The 18,934-nt window shown below is 70.8% G+C and carries 15 protein-coding genes and 1 pseudogene; 8 read left to right on the plus strand and 8 right to left on the minus strand.

The window, feature by feature from the left end:
• Positions 1 to 137: 137 nt before the first annotated feature.
• A pseudogene (locus tag G9272_RS25150) lies at positions 138 to 920 on the minus strand (tyrosine-type recombinase/integrase); the annotation flags it as partial.
• A gap of 1,047 nt (positions 921 to 1,967) precedes the next feature.
• Here G9272_RS25150 and G9272_RS46210 point away from each other — a divergent pair.
• Entirely contained in the window at positions 1,968 to 2,759 is a 792-nt protein-coding gene (locus G9272_RS46210) for a S1 family peptidase (protein WP_171398658.1), read from the plus strand.
• A gap of 483 nt (positions 2,760 to 3,242) precedes the next feature.
• Here the strand turns inward: G9272_RS46210 and G9272_RS25160 are convergent, their stop codons facing one another.
• From G9272_RS25160 to G9272_RS25175, 4 genes are read right to left on the minus strand one after another with little or no spacing between them, the layout of a single operon-like run.
• Complete coding sequence (locus G9272_RS25160; RefSeq protein WP_171398659.1) at positions 3,243 to 4,100, minus strand: DUF3592 domain-containing protein; 858 nt, start codon at positions 4,098 to 4,100, stop codon at positions 3,243 to 3,245.
• Positions 4,101 to 4,125: 25 nt separating this feature from the next.
• Positions 4,126 to 4,590, minus strand: coding sequence for a hypothetical protein (locus G9272_RS25165; RefSeq protein ID WP_171398660.1), 465 nt, complete (start codon positions 4,588 to 4,590; stop codon positions 4,126 to 4,128).
• 1 nt (position 4,591) lies between these two features.
• The gene (locus tag G9272_RS25170) at positions 4,592 to 4,852 is read right to left on the minus strand and encodes a hypothetical protein (protein WP_171398661.1); all 261 of its coding nucleotides are present in this window, start codon (positions 4,850 to 4,852) and stop codon (positions 4,592 to 4,594) included.
• 23 nt (positions 4,853 to 4,875) lie between these two features.
• Complete coding sequence (locus G9272_RS25175; RefSeq protein ID WP_171398662.1) at positions 4,876 to 5,313, minus strand: hypothetical protein; 438 nt, start codon at positions 5,311 to 5,313, stop codon at positions 4,876 to 4,878.
• A 204-nt stretch (positions 5,314 to 5,517) separates the two neighbouring features.
• Here G9272_RS25175 and G9272_RS25180 point away from each other — a divergent pair, with 204 nt between their 5' ends.
• The 3 genes from G9272_RS25180 to G9272_RS25190 all read left to right on the plus strand — a co-directional run bounded on the left by G9272_RS25180 (position 5,518) and on the right by G9272_RS25190 (position 11,498).
• Positions 5,518 to 7,032: a hypothetical protein gene (locus G9272_RS25180; protein WP_253267941.1), complete on the plus strand. Its 1,515-nt coding sequence runs from the start codon at positions 5,518 to 5,520 to the stop codon at positions 7,030 to 7,032.
• The gene (locus G9272_RS25185; RefSeq protein WP_171398663.1) at positions 7,032 to 8,387 is read left to right on the plus strand and encodes a hypothetical protein; all 1,356 of its coding nucleotides are present in this window, start codon (positions 7,032 to 7,034) and stop codon (positions 8,385 to 8,387) included. Before G9272_RS25180 ends, G9272_RS25185 begins: the two co-directional genes overlap by 1 nt.
• A 150-nt stretch (positions 8,388 to 8,537) precedes the next feature.
• Positions 8,538 to 11,498 (plus strand): CHAT domain-containing protein, encoded by a 2,961-nt coding sequence (locus tag G9272_RS25190; protein WP_171402165.1) that lies wholly within the window; start codon positions 8,538 to 8,540, stop codon positions 11,496 to 11,498.
• Positions 11,499 to 11,536: 38 nt separating this feature from the next.
• Here the strand turns inward: G9272_RS25190 and G9272_RS25195 are convergent, their stop codons facing one another.
• Entirely contained in the window at positions 11,537 to 11,728 is a 192-nt protein-coding gene (locus G9272_RS25195) for a DUF397 domain-containing protein (protein ID WP_171398664.1), read from the minus strand.
• Between the two features lie 8 nt (positions 11,729 to 11,736).
• On the minus strand, positions 11,737 to 12,588 hold the full coding sequence (locus tag G9272_RS25200; RefSeq protein WP_171398665.1) for a helix-turn-helix domain-containing protein: 852 nt from the start codon (positions 12,586 to 12,588) through the stop codon (positions 11,737 to 11,739).
• A 197-nt stretch (positions 12,589 to 12,785) separates the two neighbouring features.
• Here G9272_RS25200 and G9272_RS25205 point away from each other — a divergent pair, with 197 nt between their 5' ends.
• Complete coding sequence (locus G9272_RS25205) at positions 12,786 to 13,205, plus strand: ATP-binding protein (protein WP_171398666.1); 420 nt, start codon at positions 12,786 to 12,788, stop codon at positions 13,203 to 13,205.
• A gap of 4 nt (positions 13,206 to 13,209) precedes the next feature.
• On the opposite strand, the gene G9272_RS25210 is transcribed toward G9272_RS25205, so the two are convergent.
• The gene (locus tag G9272_RS25210; RefSeq protein ID WP_171398667.1) at positions 13,210 to 14,175 is read right to left on the minus strand and encodes a D-2-hydroxyacid dehydrogenase family protein; all 966 of its coding nucleotides are present in this window, start codon (positions 14,173 to 14,175) and stop codon (positions 13,210 to 13,212) included.
• A gap of 65 nt (positions 14,176 to 14,240) precedes the next feature.
• Between G9272_RS25210 and G9272_RS25215 the strand changes: the two genes are divergently transcribed.
• The 3 genes from G9272_RS25215 (at position 14,241) to G9272_RS45450 (ending at position 18,885) form a co-directional block, all read left to right on the plus strand.
• Positions 14,241 to 14,663, plus strand: coding sequence for a DUF3052 domain-containing protein (locus G9272_RS25215; RefSeq protein WP_171398668.1), 423 nt, complete (start codon positions 14,241 to 14,243; stop codon positions 14,661 to 14,663).
• Between the two features lie 306 nt (positions 14,664 to 14,969).
• Positions 14,970 to 15,863, plus strand: a complete 894-nt coding sequence (locus G9272_RS25220; protein ID WP_171402166.1) for a glycosyltransferase family 2 protein — start codon at positions 14,970 to 14,972, stop codon at positions 15,861 to 15,863.
• Between the two features lie 511 nt (positions 15,864 to 16,374).
• Positions 16,375 to 18,885 (plus strand): BTAD domain-containing putative transcriptional regulator, encoded by a 2,511-nt coding sequence (locus G9272_RS45450; protein ID WP_253267942.1) that lies wholly within the window; start codon positions 16,375 to 16,377, stop codon positions 18,883 to 18,885.
• The last annotated feature ends 49 nt before the right edge of the window (positions 18,886 to 18,934 follow it).

An 18,934-nucleotide genomic window follows, 5' to 3' on the forward strand; every position in this document is an offset into this window, starting at 1 on the left:
GCCTTTCCGACGGACGTCCACGGACACCCCCGGACCAAGATCGGACAACTCGTAATGCGTAGGTCTCGGGTTCGAATCCCGAAGGCGGCTCTGCCGAAGCCTCAGGACTCACTCGCCGTGACCTGGGGCTTTTGCTTTTACCGGATGCGGCGACGACGCTGAGCGCGGGCCGCGCGGCTGTCCCTGGTCTCAGTTCTAGTTTCAGTTGCGGGCTCAGGCGCCGGTTCCGGGGCGGGCAAGAAGGTGTCTCCCATGCGACGCATGGCGTCCTTCGAGAGATGCGAGCGTCCCTTGACGTAGTGGCGCGTATGACTGATCTGCGTGTGCCGAAGGATCTCCATGATGGTCGGCATGTCCACCCCCAGCTCGTTCAGGATCGTGCCCGCTGTGTGGCGGCTCCCGTCGTAGAGGCGACGGTCGTCCCCGCTTCCGCCAGTAGTTCATTGAACTCCTCCCAGTCGTCGCGGGGTCGATGGGACGGCCATCGGGTCGGGTGAACACGGCGTGGTGCTCCTGCCAGAGTTCGCCGGCCGCCTCCCTCAGTTCGTCCTGCTGCGCCTTGGGCGGGTGAAGGCCAGCCCTACGCCCTTGCGGTCCGGGCAGGTACTCGCGTGCTTGACGCAGGACTGGGTGCAGGGCTTCGGGCAACCGCGCTTGTAGCCCTTGTACGTCGCGCAGTTCGGCGGGCAGGGATCGAAGCGGTGCAGGCGCGCCCGACAGGCGTGTGCGTCACCGCAACCGTGCCGCCACGTGAGCCGCTGTAGCTGCCACCCGGGGTGGAACAGCTCGGCGGAGAGGCCGATGTACGGCCACCGCAGTCCCAGGGTCTCGCCCTGCCGGAACCCCATGCCGATCCCGACGATCCACCGCATGAACGTGGGCCGCTTGGCCGCCGCTTCCAGGAACGCCTTCGCCTCTTTCGTGCTCGACTCCCTGCCGCGAACCGCTGCGGGAACTGCTTTGTGCGATAGATCGTGGATCGGTGGATGGTGGCACAGGGACACTGGGGGCCGCTGTGATCGGCCTGGCAGCAGGTGGCGGGAGCGCGCTCCTCGACGGCGTCCTGGCATGAAAGCGGGCCGCAGGCAGATTCAGGATCAGGGCTCGTGGCCCATCGCCAATGGCTCTGCCAGCAACGGCAGGAAGCCTTCGTGGCCTACCTCAGTGCCTGTGACGCCTTTTTAGGCGCCTTGGATGAGTGTGTCCTTGCTCTCGGCACGGCCGAAGCTACAGATGACCTCTCGTTGTATGCCAGCGCTGTGGAGTGCGTCGACATGGCGGTCCATCACACCGTGGAGATACGCGATGGCGATATGGATCACCAGCTGGGCAGGATCCTCACGCTCGGCTCGACTGAGGTCTCTGGTCAAGCGAATTCGTTGCGGTCGGACGTGCGGGCCGCACTCCACGACCTGGCGCACCTTACTAACGCTCTAATCCCGAGTGCGCCCATGCCACCTGACCTCGAACCGCCGGTCAGTGTTCGTCGCTTTTGCTCACGCAGCTCTGACCGACTCACGTGTCAAATTAGAGCCCACGGCAGGTAAGAGAGCGGGCGGAAGAATAGCAGGCAGGTGAGCCTGCGTTTGCCTGGGAGGTCGAGTACCGGGGCTATCAGGGCGAATCTGTGCGAACCCTAGGTGCGCACTGGGATTCCAGCGCCGCCTTGCTGGGTTGTTGCACTTGTGGTGACATTGAAAGGCCTGGCAACCGGATTCTGGGCGAGCCGCAATAGTTCTCTCTATTCTATTGAGCGATAAAGATTACGGAGATCCGTAAATGCAGGTCGACGCGCAGTTATTGCGGCGCTCTTGAATCCGCTTCCGGAGGATGCCTGCGTGTGGTGAAGAAGTCGCATCGACTACCACCGATCTGAAGTTCGAGGGGATCTCAACAGGCTCAGGGAGAATGGTCGCAAAGGTAACAGCTGTGCCTAATCCCTCTCGATTGAGAGATAAGGAAGAAGCATGGGGAAATGTAAATCTTTCCTGCATCGGAATCTCGGCAGGGTGCTCCTTGCCGCGGTGCTCGCCGTAGGTGCGGTGGGCCTCACTCCGGCCCCAAGCCAAGCCATCGTCGGGGGCTACACCGACAGCGAAGGTGTATTCCCCTACATCGCCAGGATTGTGTACACGCCGACAGGGGGGTCCTGCACAGGCACCGTCATCCACCCACTGTGGGTACTTACTGCGGCGCACTGCGCAACGTCAACTCCGCCGAACACCCTGAGAGTCCGCATCGGCAACACCCTCCAAGGGGCCGGCGGGCAAGACAGAGGGGTCGACAGGGTCCTCACGAAGCCCGGCTATGCGGGTGGACATGACGATGTGGCGCTCCTCCACCTCGACCTGCCCGCCTACGTGCCGCGAGTCCGCCTGGCCAGTCCCGCAGAGAGTTATGCGTGGGACGGAGTAGACGACAGCGGTTGGGCCACGGGTTGGGGCATTGACGAAACAGGGGCGATACCCGCGCTGCTTCAGTATCGGCGCGTCGACATTAGACGGCCCGTGGCCGACGGCGCCGGCATCCCGATGATCCCGGTCAGCGCCGGACCCTGCGGGGGCGACAGCGGAGGACCGCTACTCGTGCTGGCCAACGGCGGCGGGTACCTCGAGGTTGGCGTGTTGAAGGCATCAGCCTGCGGCTCCAGTGCCGACTACAGCGTAGTCGGGGAAGGCGGCAACCGAGACTGGATCCGCGCTCAGATTCCGGACCTGGATCGGCCGCATATTGGGCTCCCAGCCCATCCGATGCCCTGATCAATACCGACGTCAGTGGGCCCTGGAATCGCCGGGTCCCGGGGATGTCATGGCAGACCCTGGGGCCCGTGGCAACTTGCGGCGACTGAGCGCCTGTCAGACGGAGGCGGGATGTCGGGTCGGTTGCCAACGTGGGGTCCCTGACTCGGCATCGCCATAGCAGGGTCTGGGTCGAGACCGCGAGGTTCAAAGCGCCGCTCGCCTGCATGTTGTGCGTCTGTCCGCCCCAAGTGGCGGTCTCAATTGCCATCTGATCCGGCATTGTCCGCTATCGTCCACCGACGTCCAGGAACAACCTCTGACCAGGGGATGGGGCCTTGCGTGGACGCCCACGGACGCCCCCCGGACCAAGATCGGACAACTCGTAATAGGTAGGTCTCGGGTTCGAATCCCGAAGGCGGCTCTGCCGAAGCCTCAGGACTCACTCGCCGTGACCTGGGGCTTTTGCTTTTGGTGGGTGTGGAGGAGCCGGGGCGCCAGGTGTCACAGCAATGCCGCACCCGTCGCGACCGCCGTCACGCCGGTGATCAGCAGGATGATGATCCAGCCGATGGCCCTTTCGTTGGCGCGGTGGTCCGCTGTGAGGTCGGGGGTGTAGACGGCCGGGTCGGAGGGGGCGTAGTGGAGGGTGAGTTCGCGGTGGAGGGAGTGGCTCGGGTCGGGGATGCCGTCTCGGGATAGGACGGTGACGTGGGTGCCGTCCTGGGTGGTGAAGGTGAGGACGGGGGCGTGGTTGACGATCTCGTCGCCCTCCCCGTCGGTGTAGACGTCCTTGGTGACGGCCACGACGCGGGCCGGGACGGCAACGGCCGAGGACAGCAGGTCGTCGCGGGTGCGCGCGGTGCGGATGTCGGGACTGGCCGCCGCGAAGACGGTGAGCAGGGCGCCGAAGCCGAGCAGTGAGTACTGGTAGCCCCAGAGGACGGTCGCGTGGATCGCCAGGCCGATGAGGAGCAGGATGACCGCGCAGTCGGGGCCGACCCGGCCGTTCCTGTCCTGCGGGGTGTCGAGCGTGACGCGGAACCGGTGCGGCCGCCCGCGTGGGTAGCGCACCTGGAGTTCCCGGCCGACCCAGGCCTCCTCGACCGAGTCGCCGTGTCTGCCCGCGTTCGGCAGGGTGAACTGCCTTTCGGTGGACGGGTCCTGGAACGTGATCGTCACCGGTATGCCGGGCCTCTTGGAGGCGCCGTGGGCCGGCGGTTCGACCGCCACGATTCGCGCCTTCACCCATACCGCTCGCTGGGCCCGGGTCAGTCCGGTGAGCGAGAGGACGTAGCCGAGGAGTGCCGGCGCCGCGGGTACCACCCACCACAGCTCCAGTAGTTGCTCGTAGCCGTCCATGCGAGTGCCGGCCTTTCTGTGCCGATCAGAGGTGGACACGGAACAGGTTGTCGGCCGGGTCGACGACGGCCGTGAGGCGCAGGCCCACGCGCAGGGCGGGGTGCCGTGAGCGTTTCCAGGTCGTCTCGAAGGTGCGGAAGCCCGGGCCGCTGATGCGGAGGGCGACCGTGACACCGGCGTCGTCTCCGTCCTCCCAGTCGGTCAGGTCGGTGACTTCCGCCGTCGCCGTGACCCCGACGGTGTCGAGCCGCCGGTTGTTGTCTCTCTCGAGGGAGGTGTGGGCCCAGAGCCCGATGCCCAGGGGCGTGCAGAGCAGCGTGGACAGGATGCCCCCGAGCAGGAGGGGAGCATCGGCGAAGACGGTGAAGCCCAGCATGACCGGTCCGCACACGCACATGCCCCCGGCGGTGGAGTACAGGACCACCGTGCCGTAGAGACCGAGGTCGGAGACCTGTGTCGGCTCGGGGACGCCGTTCCCGCCGTCGGCCATCTCAGGGCAGCGGCCGGTGCGGAGCCCGCTCGGGCGGGTTCTGTGCCAGCCGCTCCGCGAGGGCGCGCAGGCCGTCGAGCCGGTACGGGTCGTAGGGGAGGGAGTGGCGCGTGCCGCTTCCGGTGACGATCGTCATCCTGGGGTGGCGGCCCCTGCCGAACTCCAGCCGGGGTGCCTGCCAGATGTGGATGCGGTGGGTGTCGGAGTAGCCGAACAGCTCCAGTATCCGGCCGTCGAAGGAGATCAGGACGGTGTCGGTCACCAGCACTTCGTACGGCGGTGGCGTCACGGGGTGACACCGTCCCCGGCGTACAGGTAGTTGCCGGGCCGGGCGGGGTCGGCGACCAGCAGTACCTGGTCGCCGGCGCGGGGGATCCGCAGCTTGGAGACGATGGTCTGGAGGGTGATCCGCTCGGCGGCCCCGGACGGCCGGGGCACCAGGTCGACGACCAGATCGACGACCGGGTCGAAGTTGACCAACTTGCCGGTGTCGCTGATCGACACGACGACGGCGGGTATGGTCGGCGCCCCCATGGCGAGCAACTGCTGTACGCCGAGGCCGGAGTTGTAGGCGCTCATCGACTGCTGGACCCTGGCGAAGTCCTCGGCGCCGAGGAAGGCGCGGGTGGCGCGACCGTAGAAACCCTTGCCGCCGGCCACCTTGCCGGCGATCTCGGCGGCCCGTTCCTCGCGGGTCTGGTGACGCTTCCTGAAGATTCCCATGACGGCTTCCCCTTCTCGTCGACAACCGGTGATGTGCGGTAATCGCCGGTTGTGTCCGCTGATGTCTGGTGATGTGCGGCGTGGTTCGGGCGGACCCCGTCGTTCGGAATCCGGAACGTGTCCACGGTGGGGACGCTAGAAGGCCGGGGACGCCTACCGATCCCAGGTTCGCCCGCCCGTTTCCGGACGACGTACGCTCCAGGCATGTCGCCCCCGAGCCGGCCGACCGGCGAGCGCCGACCGCGCGCCATGGTGATCGACAGCGCCTGGCGTGGCCTCGGGCCGGGACTGGAATCGCTGAGCGGCCCCGGCGGCGCGCCGTTGACCCGGACGGTCAAGCTGATAGTGCTGCCGCTGATCGTCAGGCCGGCGCTGAGCCCCGAACTCGCGGTGGACTTCCTCGGACCGGCGCAGGCCGCGCGCCTCGACGCGCTGATCCGGGAGTCCGGGACGCGGCTCGAGGCGACGGCACAGTGGTTCACCCTGCTCAAGCGGACCCGCCGGGCGCTCGGCATCGTGGCGGGCCACCCCCAGGACCTGTACTTCCAGCGCTGCTTCGAGCTGGCCACCGAGCACGGAGCACCCTCGGCCGGTGCGGACACGGTGGCCAGGGCCAGGGCCGTGGTCGAGGAGGTGGCGGAGGCGGTCGGCGGGCGCACGGTGGAAGCGCTGAAGGACCACCTCGCCGATGCCGTCCGGCGTGCCCGGCTCGACGGGGAGTTGGCCGACGGGTGGGAGAGCCGCCGTCCGGCCTCGGCCGCCGACGCGGTCGCGGCGGTCGCGCTCGCGGGCGAGGTCCTTGAGGCCTGCGGCGCGCCGGGCGGAGTGGGCGGGGCGGGCAACTCGCCGGAGTACGTGGCCATGGTCGAGGCGGGGCACGGCCGTCTGCTCGGCCGGGCCCTGTGGGCGCACGCGGACGGTGTCTGGGGCCGCGACGATCTGCCGGCGCATCTGGGGCTGACCGAGCGGCAGGTGCCGCCGCGGCCCGAGGTCGGCCGGGGCGCCTCGACGGCCACGCTTCCCGCGCCGCTGGACCGCACGCTCTTCGAACGGCTCTTCGTCGTCCTTCAGTCGTCGGCACGGCGCGACGAACTGCCGACGGTGCCCGAGCTCGTGGGGCGGGAGGTCGGCCGCAGTTGCGCCCCGCTCGGCCTGCACGACGAGAGCCTGCGCGTCGCCCTGGTCCTCGGCGGCCGGCTCGCGGTCGGCCTCGACCCGCTGGGCACCGGGGAACCCGCGCCGGGGCGGACGGCGGCGCATCGGGCCGTCAACAGCCGCTGGCGACGGGAGGCTTCGGTCCTGCGCGCCCGCAGGATGACCGTTTCTCCCCGCCCCGACCCGGACGGCGGCGATGACGGCCGTGGCGGTGACGGCGGTGGCGGTGACGGCGGTGGCCACGGCAACCGGGACGGCGGTGGCCACGGCAACCGGGACGGTGGTGGCGTACTCGACGCCCTCGCCCGGGACCTTCGTACCCCCTGGTCCGCCTATATGCGGCGGCTGTGGGTGCGGCTGCACGGGCGGGACGTCCGCGGGGCATCGCTGGCGGACGCCGCGTCGGCCTGGGCCGTGCTCGACGGGGTCGCCCGCTCGGTGATGATGGACCACCGCGCCAGGGTCCGGTCGGCGCTGCGCACCCTGTCGGCGGCGCCGGGGAGCCCGACGACCCGGGCGACCCCGGTGACCCCGGCGGCAGCGGCCGAGCCGAGGAGCGCGTGATGGCGGGGTCCCACGTCGACGTCCATGTCACGCGGGGCGAGGACGGCACGATCCTGATCGCCGCCGACCCGGCCCCCGGACGGGCCGAGGACGGCAGCGGCCCCGACTTCGCCCGGGCCGTTCTCGACGTCGCGGGGGCGGTCCTGTCCTGGCCCGTCCGCGAAGAACCGGGGCTGCCGATGGCGGAGGTGCATGACGTGGGGCGGGCGCAGCAGTGGCTGTGGGCGCTCTACGGCGAGCGCACCGCTGCCGCCGTGCACGCCTGTGTGGCAGGGGAGCCCGCTGGTGTGCGGGTGACTGCGGACGTGACCGCTCTCGCGGGCGCCGCCGCCCGGCTGGGTTTCGGGCACTGGGCGGCCCGGTGGTGGCCGGCGTCGTACGTGGACGGGATACCGGCGCTCGAACCGGACGTGCTCGGCCTGGAACTGGCCGCGCTCACCCACTGGTGTCAGCAACTGTTCGGCGACTTCAACGATTTCGACGACTTCGCCGGCTTCAACGGCTTCGGCGATGGCCATGTCGGCCACGACGGCCACGACCGTTTCGGTGGCCGGCCCGACGACTGCGTGGCCGAGCTGATCGAGGATCATCAGGCCGCGCTCGACCCGCTGATCCAGTGGTGGCGCGCGGCGCCGCAGTCGGCGGACACGGCACGTCATCTGGAGAGCGTCCTGCGGTTGCTCGACGACGCGGCGGACGGCGCCGGGCTGGACGGGCAGGCTCTGCGCCGACTCCGGGCGGCTCTGGAGCAACACCGTCCGGCCGGCACGACGGTCGACCTGGGCGCGCTGTTCGTACGGCACGACGGCTATGCCCTCGCGGCGGGCGATCCGCTCGTCACGGGCGGCCGGGTGATCGCCCGGGGCTCCGGTACGAACGACTGGCGCCGCTACCCGCCCGGCTTCGTCGACGCCTCCGAGACCGCGGTGTCCTGGACCGCTCGCGCACTCGGCGCACGACGGCAGATCGAGGTCGAGATCGTCGCGCACATCGCGGCACCCGTGGCCGGAGCGCCACTCGTCGCCGAGGTCCGGGTGAACGGCGGTCGTCGGAATCGGGTGCCCCTGGCCAGGCGCGACGACGTGTGGACCGGCCGGGCGGACCTGGACCCGCAGGGTCCCGCCGGTGCCGTGCCACCGCGCTTCGAGGTGGGTGTGCTGCTGCCGGGATTCGACCCGGGGCCGGGCGGTCCCGAGGACCGCGCCGACCGCGACGCGATCCGCGCGCTGGTCCGGCGGCGGCTCGCCACCGCGGCCCAGCCCCTGACGTACGACGGGTCACCGCACGACGCCTCCTCGGGGCCGTTCCTCGCCGAGATCGCCGCCGTCGCCGCCGCCACGGAAGAGGACTACTGACGGATGGACGAGAGCGAGCGCGAGCGCCACGAGAACGAGCGCCGGGAGAACGAGCGCCGGGAGAGCCGGAGCCCGGAGCCTGAGGGCCCGGAGCTCGAAGGTCACGATCCCGAAGGCCACGAGCCCGAGGGTTCGGAGAGCGGTGCGGTGATGCTGCTGTACGGGGAGCCGTTCGACGGCGGGCTCGCGCTGGCCGAGGAACATCAGCTGGCCGCCGATCTCGCCGCCGCGGTCGCCGTCTACGAAGAGCTGCTCACCGTGGCCGAGTCGCTCGAGGACTCGCCCGACGTGCGGTTCCTGCGGGCGCATCTGCTGGCGAACATCGCGAGTGTCCGGCTCACCGCCACGGACCTGGGCGGGGCGGAGGACGCCGTCGAGCGGTCCCGTGCCCTCCTCGACGGCATCGCGTCGGTGCCGATGGGGCCGCGCGGCCGTCAACTGTGGCTGGAGATGCTGCTGAGGACGCTGCTCGCCAGGGCCGACCTGCTGCGCCGTACCGGGCGTCTGGACGAGGCGCTGGCCTGTCTCGACGAGGCGGCGGTCAGGCTGCCCGAGTTCGACGACCCCGACGGACTGCGCACCTCCGAACTGGGCCTGAACCGGGTGCATCTGCTGATCGAGCGGGGCGAGTGGGGAGCGGCCGAGGAACAGGCCGCGGGGTTGCTGTCCACCACGCCGGCGACCGCGGTGGAGACCATCCCGCGGCTGCTGATCGCCCTGGGTCTGATCTGTGCCTCGACCGGGCGGTTCGACCCGGCCGAGGACTACTTCGCCCGCGCCGAGGACTGCTTCCGGGCGACGGGGGACACCGGTGAGCAGCAGTCGCTGCTCGCGCACCGGGCGTACACCGCGATGCACCGGGGCGACCTCGACCTCGCGGAGCGGTTGTTCGCGCAGGCGTCCGCGTTCTTCGAGCGGCAGCGGCGGTTCGGTGACCTGGCGGTCTGTGAACAGGCCCGCGGCTTTCTCGCCGGGCGGCGCGGCGACGCCACCGGCGCGGAGGACCTGGTGGCGGCGAGCCTGACCCGGTTCGAGCGGCTCGGCGCCTCGATTGCCGCCGCCGACAGCATGCTGCTGGGCGCCCAACACGCCTACGACCGGGGCGACATCGACGAGATGAAGCGGCTGGCCCAGCAGGCCCGGGACGTGTACCAGGAGCGGGAGGTGTACGAGCGTTGCGCACAGGTCGATCTCCTGCTCGCGCGAACCCTCGAGGACAACCTGAACCGGACCGACCACGGCGACCGCGAGGCGGAGTCCATCGGTACGGCGATCTCGGTCGCCCTTCCCGCCGCACTGGCCCTGGAGGCGGCCCGCTTCGACTTCGTCACCGCTCACGCGCGCAGTCAGTGGCTGGAACTCGCGGACGAGGCGATGCAGTTGGTCTTCCGTCTCGCGGTACGCCGACAGGACCAGGGACTGCTCTTCGAACTGGCGGAACACCGCTGCGCGGGTGCCTCGCTGGCGCTCGACCGTACGCCGCGGTCGGCGACGTCCGACTCTCCGGTGTTCCCGAGCGCCGGCATGAAGACGTACGAGCCCGTCGACGGCGCGATGACGCTCGGGGGCGTGGCGGCGGAGGCCGCTGCCTCCGCGGGGCTGCGCGTGGCGCCGCCGCCGAAGGTGCGGATGTCGTCGGGATCCGGCCGCGTCGCGCTCCAGGAGTACATCGCGGCGGCCGAGTTCCGCTATCACCGAGGGATCGTCGGCGAGGCGGAGACGCCGTTCTGGATGACCGACGATCTGACGAGCCGCCCGGTGGTCCAGGTCCGGCTGGCCGATGCAGGCGACCTGTTCATGACCTGGACGTGGGCCGGCGGGGCCCGGGGGTTCGGTACCGGCTGTGGGCCCGCCGACGAGGTCGACGGGGCGGTCCGTGCGCTGGCCGCCGCGCTGCCGGGGGCGGTCGGGGGAGCCGAGGGGATGCGGCGGGCGTTCGACTCGGGTGCGCTGGCCGAGTACCGGAGCGAGCTGCGGCTCGCGCGGGTGCTGGCCGAGGCGCTGTGGCCGGAGGGGCTGACGGAGCAGATACGTCAGGTGTCGGCGCGCGCGGGCCGTCCGCTGGTGCGGATCCAGCCGTCGCCCCGGGTCGCCCAGGTGCCGTGGGAACTGCTTGCCGTCGACGACGCGAGCGACGTACGGCTCATCGACCTGGCGGACGTCGTGACCACGGCGCCGGCGTCCTTGCGGCAAGGCGACCCCGCTGCGCGCCCGGCGTCGAACGGGGAACCGGGCACGACCGCGGAAACGGACGCGGTAACAGATGCGGTAACAGATGCGGGAACACACGCGGAAACGCATGCAGAAACAGGTGCCGGAACGGGTGCCGACGCCGGCGCGGTGGTTCTCGTCCTCGACCCCCGGGTGCCCGGATTCCGGGCCGACTCCCCGCTGGGCTCGGTGCTGGGGCCGCCCGGTTCGGACCCGGAGTTGATGTCACTGGTCCAGCACCGTCTCGACGCGGGTCCCGTCGTGCCGTCGGTCGCCGCCCCGGCGGAGGCGTTCCGCCGCACCGACCTGGACCGGGACTGGTTGGGCGACGTGCTCCGCAAGGGGGTGCGCAGGCTGATGTACGTCGGGCATGTGAGCGGCGCACCGGTCGAGGGCGGGCAGAGCGAGGACGGCACGCTCCATCTGTGCTGCGGTCCCGAGGCCGTCGGCCTGGCCGAGCCGGTCCGCAGCCATCGGCCGCTGTCGGCCAAGGATCTGCTGCTGGGCACGCTTCCCCTGCGCGCGGACGGTGAACCGGGCGCGAGAATCTGGCCCGCGCCACGCCGTGTCGCCCTCATCGGCTGCGAGAGCGGCGGCGATCTGCGGTTCGCCGAGTCGTTCGGTCTGGCCACGGCGATGATTCACAACGGTGCGGAGCTGGTCACGGCCACCCGTTGGGTTCTGCCGACGAACTTCGCGTTCCACCGGCTGGCCGGCGTCTCCGCGTCCGTACGCCCGCTGTCGGAGGTGATCATCGCCGTCGACACCGCCCACGAGCACCTCGACCCCGTGCACCTGCTCGGCCGCTGGCAGCGCGAGCAGCTCGACCACTGGCGTTCGGGTGGCCGGATCGAGCACTCGCCCCTGCTGTGGGCGGCCATGACCTGCATCGTCGTGTGAACGGCAGGGCTGGACGGTGAAGCGCGGCCGTCCAGGACTCAGCTCGGGGTGTTGTTACGTATGTCTGCCAGGAGGTGGGCGAGGGCGGCGGGGGTGGTGGTCAGGATCGTGGTGGGGCTGTCGCTTTCGCGGAGGCGGAAGGTGGCAGTGGTGGAGGTGAGTTCGAGGCAGTTGTTGCCGTCCGACCCTCCGGAGAAGGATGACTTCTGCCAGTTGCCGGAAGTGGTCACAGCGCGCCTCACAGTTCCTTCGTCAGCCTGCTCATGAAGTCGCGCGACGCTTCGGGATCCAGCGACTCCGCCTTCAGCTTACGGAAGAGCGTTCGAAGGGCGCCGAGCTGGGCTTCGGAGTCGACGAGGGCCGTACCTTCCGGCCCGTCACGCTGCGCCGAGTCCAGCTTGGGCACCGCACCGCCCGCCAACATCATGGTGTTCCAAGCCCCTGCGAAGCCGTCGCGGTCGAACGGGATCACCCGCACAGTGACGTGGTCCACCTCGGACAGGTCCAGGATGTGGGCGAGTTGGGCCCGGGCGGCGGCGCGGTCGCCGACCCTGATGCGCAGTGCCGCTTCGTGGATCACCGCGTCATACGGGACGGGATCCGGCCGTTCAGTGATCACCTTGCGTTGCATGCGGTGCTGCACCCGCAATGCCAGGTCATGATCGGGCAGTTCGGGCACCCGGTACGCGAACACTGCGCGGGCGTACTCCTCCGTTTGCAGAAGGCCGGGTACGTGCAGGCATTCCACGTCGGCCCGATACGTGGCGTGATGCTCCAACTCGGCCAGGTCCAGGAATGCCGAAGGCAGTCGGCCCCGGTACTCCTCCCACCAGCCGCGTGTCCGATCGGTCGCCATCGCCACCAGGGCCTCGATGAACGTCTCGTCCATGCAGGCGTAATGCGCGGCCAGGCTCCGCAACCGCTTCTCGCTCACGCCTGATTGGCCGTACTCGATCTGGTTGATCTGGGTGGAGCTCACCCCGAGCAGGGCCGCCGCCTCCCGTGCCTTGAGGCCGGCCGCTTCACGGAGCCTGCGCAGCTCCACCGCCAAGCGCACCTGACGTGCCGTCGGTTCGCGCCTCAAGCCCATCGGTCACTCCTCCCAACGCGCCTGCGCGCGCGACTCGTTCGGGGTCAGATTACGGGACCGGCTTGCTGAACCTGGAAATCCAGGTCTACCGTCGGTGACGTAACGCACACACTGCGGAAGCGCACCGCTCCGTCCTGCCACGACGGCTGAGGCATGCCACCGCACGCGCATCCACCCCCCACCTGTGGAGCTGACCCATGACCGAAACCGGCCCGGCACCCGACTCCTGGGAGTACTCCCTCTACATCCCCAGCGACCCCAGAGCAGTCACCGTCTGCCGCCGCACCCTGCGCCTGATCCTCACCCTGCACGGCCTGATCCACCTGGTCGACACCGCGGAGCTGCTCGCCTCGGAGCTGGTCTCCAACGCCGTACTGCACACCAAGGGCCCCGCCTGTCTGCGCCTCCGCTTCCGGGACGGCGTCCTCCAGATCGGCGCCTGGGACGCGGACCCCGAACCACCCGAGCCCCCGAGTCGGCTGGAGGAGCCGGCCGACGTCGAGAGCGGGCGCGGTATGGCCCTCGTCCGGGCCTGCTCGGACCTCTGGCACTGGCAGCCGCTGTCCCGGATGGGCCACCGGGGCAAGCTCGTGTGGTGCGAACTCAACGCGGCGTAGCTCGTCAGCCCAGTACCAGCACCGGCGCCCCCGCCAGATACGCCCGGATCCCCTCCACCGCCTGCCCGTAGTACCGCTCGTAGTTCGCGCGGGACACGTATCCCAGGTGCGGGGTCGCCAGCAGGCGGGGAGCCGTTCGCATCGGGTGGTCGGCGGGGAGGGGTTCGACGTCGAAGACGTCCACGCCCGCCCCCGCGATACGGCCCTCACGCAGCGCCGCGAGCAACGCGTCCTGGTCGACGATCGCCGCCCGCGAGGTGTTCACCAGGTACGCCGTCGGCTTGAGAAGGGCCAGTTCGGCGGGGCCGAGCAGCCCCCGGGTGCGGTCGCTCAGGGCGAGGTGGATCGACACGAAGTCGCTCTCGGAGAGAAGTTCCTCCTTCGAGGCAGCCAACCGCACGCCCACCTCCGCCGCCCGCCCCGCCGTCAGGTTCTGGCTCCACGCGCTCACCTCCATGCCGAAGGCGAGGCCCACCCGGGCGACCAACGCGCCGATCTTCCCCAGGCCCAGCAGCCCGAGCCGCCGCCCGTGCAGGTCCGCGCCGACCGTGGACTGCCACGGCCCGCCCTCCCGCACGGCGGTGCTCTCCTGAACCAGCCCGCGCGCGAGGCCCAGCAGCAACGCCCACGTCAGCTCCACCGGCGGAGTCGAGGAGCTCTCCGTACCGCACACCGTCACGCCGTTCGCCTTCGCCGCCGCGTAGTCGATCACCGAGTTGCGCATGCCGGAGGCGATCAGCAGGCGCAGCCGGGGGAGACGGTCCAGCAGTGACGCCGGGAAGGGGACGCGCTCCCGCAGGGTGACCACACAGTCGAAGTCGGCGAGCGCCGCGGCGAGTTCGTCCTCGTCGCCGAAGTGCTCGGTGAAGGAGACGGCCTCCACCTCCTCGCCCGACGCAGGTGCCGACCAGTCGGCGAGAGTCGTCGCGACGTTCTGGAAGTCGTCGAGTACGGCACAGCGGAAGGGCACGGCTTTTCCTCCAGGTGAGGTGATTCCGACCGGGGGCAGTTCGGGTCCGAGGCTACGGTGAGACCGTGAGCGACTCGGCCGCGACCGGCGGCTACTCCGGCACCCCCCTCGCCAAAAAGCTCGGCGTCAAGCCCGGCCACCGGGTACGACTGCGACACGCCCCGGCCGGGTGGGACGTACCCGGCCTCCCCGACGGCGTCGACCTCGCCCCGGGCGGCCCCCGCGACGCCGACATCACCGTGGCCTTCTACCGCGCCCACGCCGACCTCGCCGTCGAGACCCCGGCCCTCGTCCGCGACCTCGCCGACGACGCGATGCTCTGGGTCGCCTGGCCCCGCAAGGCGGCCGGACATGCCAGCGACATCACCGAGAACGCCCTCCGTGACCTCTTCCTGCCCCTCGGCGTGGTGGATGTGAAGGTCGCCGCGCTGGGGGAGGACTGGTCGGGGCTCAAGTTCGTCCGACGTAGGGAAAACCGGCGCGGTTGAACCGACGTATCCAGAGCTGACGTATCCAGAGCTGACGTATGCAGAGCCGACGTACCCGGAACCGACTGTCCAGGACCGCCGCAGCCAGAGCCGATGTATCCAGAACCGGTGCGGCCGAGGCCGGATCGGCGGAACCGGCTTAGGCAGAACCGGCATAAAAGGGAGACAAAAAGAGGCGGCGGCGGAGCAACGTCCGCACCTGAGGCAACATCTAGGTGAACGACGGGCCCGCGCGTGGACGGGACGCGGTCGCGTCGAGGGCCGGACGGAGTGAGGGACGTGGTGGACGTGGGGGACATCGGGGACGTGGCGGAGCCGAGGATCGCCGTGGCCGTGGTGACCATGGGCAACCGGCCCGCCGAGGTCGACGCGCTGCTGGAGTCGGTGGCCAAGCAGGACCTGGCGCCCGCCCGCATCGTGATCGTCGGCAACGGCTGTGAACTCCCCGACTTCGCCGACCGCCTCTTCCTGCCCGGCGAGGTCACCACGATCGACGTCGGCGAGAACCTCGGCTGCCCCGGCGGCCGCAACGTCGCCCTCGCCCGCCTGAGGGAGTACGGCGACGTGGACGTCGTGGTCGAACTGGACGACGACGGGCTGCTCGTCGACGCCGACGTGCTGAGCCGCGTACGCGACCTGTACGCCGCCGACCCGCGCCTCGGCATCGTCGGCTTCCGCATCGCCGACGAGCACGGCGAGACCCAGCGTCGGCATGTGCCGCGCGTCGGCGCATCGGACCCGATGCAGGGCGGGTACGTCACCGGCTTCCTCGGCGGCGGCCACGCCCTGAGCATGGCCATGCTCGCGGAGACCGGCGACTGGCCCGCCGAGTTCTTCTTCGCGCACGAGGAGACCGACCTGGCCTGGCGGGCCACCGACGCCGGCTGGAAGATCCTCTACGCGCCCGAACTGCTGCTCCAGCACCCCAAGACCTCGCCCGCCCGGCACGCGATATATCACCGCGTCACGGCCCGGAACCGGGTCTGGCTGGTCCGGCGCAACCTTCCGCTGCTCCTCATCCCCGTCCACCTGGGCGTGTGGATCGCGGTCACCCTCCTGCGGACCCGCTCGCTCGGCGGTCTCAAGGCCTGGTTCGGCGGGTTCGCGGAGGGTGTGCGCAAGCCGGCCGGACACCGGCGGCCCATGAAGTGGCGGACGGTGTGGCGGCTGACCCGGCTGGGCAGGCCGCCGGTCATCTGAGGGGCCGTCGGGACCAGCACCGGACCGGCGCGGAACGGGGCGCAGGGCCCGGTCGGTCACCTCCGCCGACCGAGGCCCCGCGCGCCCCCGGATCCGGCCGCGGCGGCGACACTCCCCCGAGTTGCGCGTCGATACGCGCGCACCGTCGGGCCGGTCCGATGATGTGATCACATCAGATCGCGCCAACGAATCGCTAACATGTGGCCAACGGTTCTCCGCGTCGTCGCTGGTCACTTGGTGTTCTCGTCATGCGGCTGGGCACGCGCCCCGAGCGCGAGCGCCCCGAGCGCGAGCGACTCGGGCCGAGCGACTCGGGCCGAGCGACTCGGGCCGAGCGATTCGGCCGAGCGATTCGGCCGAGCGACTCGGGCCGAGCGATTCGGCCGAGCGATTCGGCCGAGCGATTCGGCCGAGCGATTCGGCAATGCGACTCGGCAATGCGACTCGGCAGGGCAACTCGGCAAGGCAACTCAGGTACAGACCCTCGGTACGGACCGGGCGTGGAAAGGCGATGGGCGGCGTGATGCGGCGGTACGGGCTGCGGTTCGGACTGCTGGGCCCACCGGTCCTGTACACGGCCGACGCGCCGGACGCCGAGTGCGAGGCAGGCGTCCCTCCCTACGACACCGTCCGCAGCCCGAAGGTACGGGCCCTGCTGGCATCCCTGCTCCTCGACGCGGGCAGCATCGTCCCTGTCGAGTCGCTCAAGGAGGCGCTGTGGGGCGGCGCGCCGCCGGCGTCCGCGCAGGCCTCGCTGCACAATCACGTCACCCGGCTGCGTCGGCTGCTCGACGACCCCGAGCGGCTGCGCGCGGTGCCGCCCGGCTACCGGCTCCGGGTCGAACACGGCGAGCTCGACGTCCACGTGTTCGAGCGGCACGTCGCCGTGGCACGCGGCGCGCACGCCGCCCGGAACTGGGAACGCGTCGCGCGCGAGTGCGCGGCGGCACTCGCCCTGTGGCGGGGCGCCCCGCTGAGCGGACTCCCGGCCGACCTGGGCGGCTACGCCTTCGTGCGACGCCTGCGGGAGGCCCGGCTGCTCCTGCTGGAGTGGCACTACGACGCCGAACTCGCCCTCGGGGCAACGCGGTTCGAGTGGCTCGTCCCGGAGCTGACGGCCCTGGCCGCCGAACATCCGCTGCGCGAGGCCTACCACCGCCAGCTGATGCTCGCCCTGCACCGCACCGGCCGCCAGGCCGAGGCCCTCGCCGTCCATCGAGACCTGCGTGCCCGCCTCGTCGAGGAACTCGGCATCGAACCGGGCCCGGCGATACGCGACGCCCATGTGGAGGTACTGGCCCCGACGACCGAAGATCCCCCGACTCCGGCTTCGGTTCCGACTCCGACTCCGGCTTCGGTTCCGACTTCGGCTGCGGTTCCGACTTCGGCTTCGGCTCCGGCTTCGGTTCCGACTCTGGCTGCGGTCCCGGCTTCGGCTGCGGCTCCGGCTTCGGTTCCGGCTTCGGTTCCGGCTTCGGTTCCGGCTCCGGCTTCGCTTCCGGCTGCGGCTCCGGCTTCGGTTCCGACTCCGGCTTCGCTTCCGACTTCGGCTTCGGCTCCGGCTTCGGTTCCGACTCCGGCTTCGGTCCCGACTCCGGCTTCGGCTCCGGCTTCGCTTCCGACTTCGGCTTCGGCTTCGGCTTCGCTTCCGACTCCGGCGTCGGCTTCGGCTTCGGTCCCGGCTCCGACTCCGGCTCCGACTCCGGCTCCGACTCCGGCTTCGGTCCCGGCTCCGACTCCGGCTTCGGCTCCGGCTCCCACTTCGGCTTCGGCTCCGGCTTCGACCCCGGATCCGGCTCCGGCTCCGACTCCGGCTCCGGCTTCGACCCCGGATCCGGCTCCGGATCCGGCTCCGGCTTCGACCCCGACCTCACCTCCCACCCCGGCCGCCGAGCCCGAGCCCGAGGCCGAGCCCGAGCCCGAGCCTGTGCCCGCGTTCGAGTCCGAGCCCGGTCTCGCCCGCCCGCGCGCTAGACCGGCGCAACTTCCTCCGCCGCCCGCCCACTTCACCGGCCGTGTCGAAACCCTGCGCCACCTCCACCGCACCCTGGCCGGCGGCAGCCGGATCGTCGTCCTCAGCGGTATGGCCGGCGTAGGCAAGAGCGCGCTCGCGCTGCACGTCGCCCACGCTTTGAAGGAACGTTTCTCCAGTGGGCAGCTCTACCTTCACCTGCATGGCGCCACCCCCGGCATGACCCCCCTCACCGCACCCCAGGCGCTCACCGCCCTGCTGCGCGACCTCGGTACCGAACCCCGGCACATCCCCGAACACCCGGACGCCGCATCCGCGTTGCTGAGGACCCTGCTCGCACCGACGCGCACGCTCGTCGTGCTGGACGACGTCGCGACCGCCTCCCAGGTCCGCCCGCTGCTGCCGGCCGGCCACGGCTGCGCGGTGATCGTCACCAGCCGCTCGCCGCTGACCACGCTCGACGGCGCCCACCGCTTCCCGCTCGGACCGCTGTCCGGCGAAGACAGCGCGGCCCTGCTGCGCGCGGCCTCCGGCCCGGGCGAGGGGCGTGCTGGTCTGGACGCGGCCCATCCCCTCGTCGACCTCACCGGCCGCCTCCCGCTCGCGCTGCGTGTCGTCGCCGCCCGACTCGCCGCACGCAGCGCCCTCACCCCGGACGGGCTGGCCGGTCAACTGGCAGATACCGAGAGCAGGTTGTCCCACCTGGAGTACGACGATCTCAGCGTCCGTCGATCTCTCGCCGTCGCCCACGACGCGCTCGCCGCCTCCGGACGCCAGGCCGACCGGGACGCGGCCCTCGCCCTGCGCCGCATCGGCGCGCTGGACCTGCCCACGTACGGCGCCCCCCTCCTGGCCCGCCTCACCGGCACCGACGAACCCCGCGCCGAGGCAGCCCTGAACCGACTGGTCGACGTGGCGCTCCTCGAAGAGCACGCATATGGCCACTACACCCCACACGACCTGGTACGGGACTACGCCCGCGAACTCGCGAAGGCCGACGGGACGAAAGCTGACGGAGCGAATACCGAAGGCCGAAGGGTCGAAGGCTGACGGGGCGAATGCCAAGCCCGGTCACTGGCCGCCCGACCACCACCCAGCC

The sequence above is a fragment of the Streptomyces asoensis genome (assembly GCF_013085465.1).
Taxonomy (GTDB): Bacteria; Actinomycetota; Actinomycetes; order Streptomycetales; family Streptomycetaceae; genus Streptomyces; species Streptomyces cacaoi_A.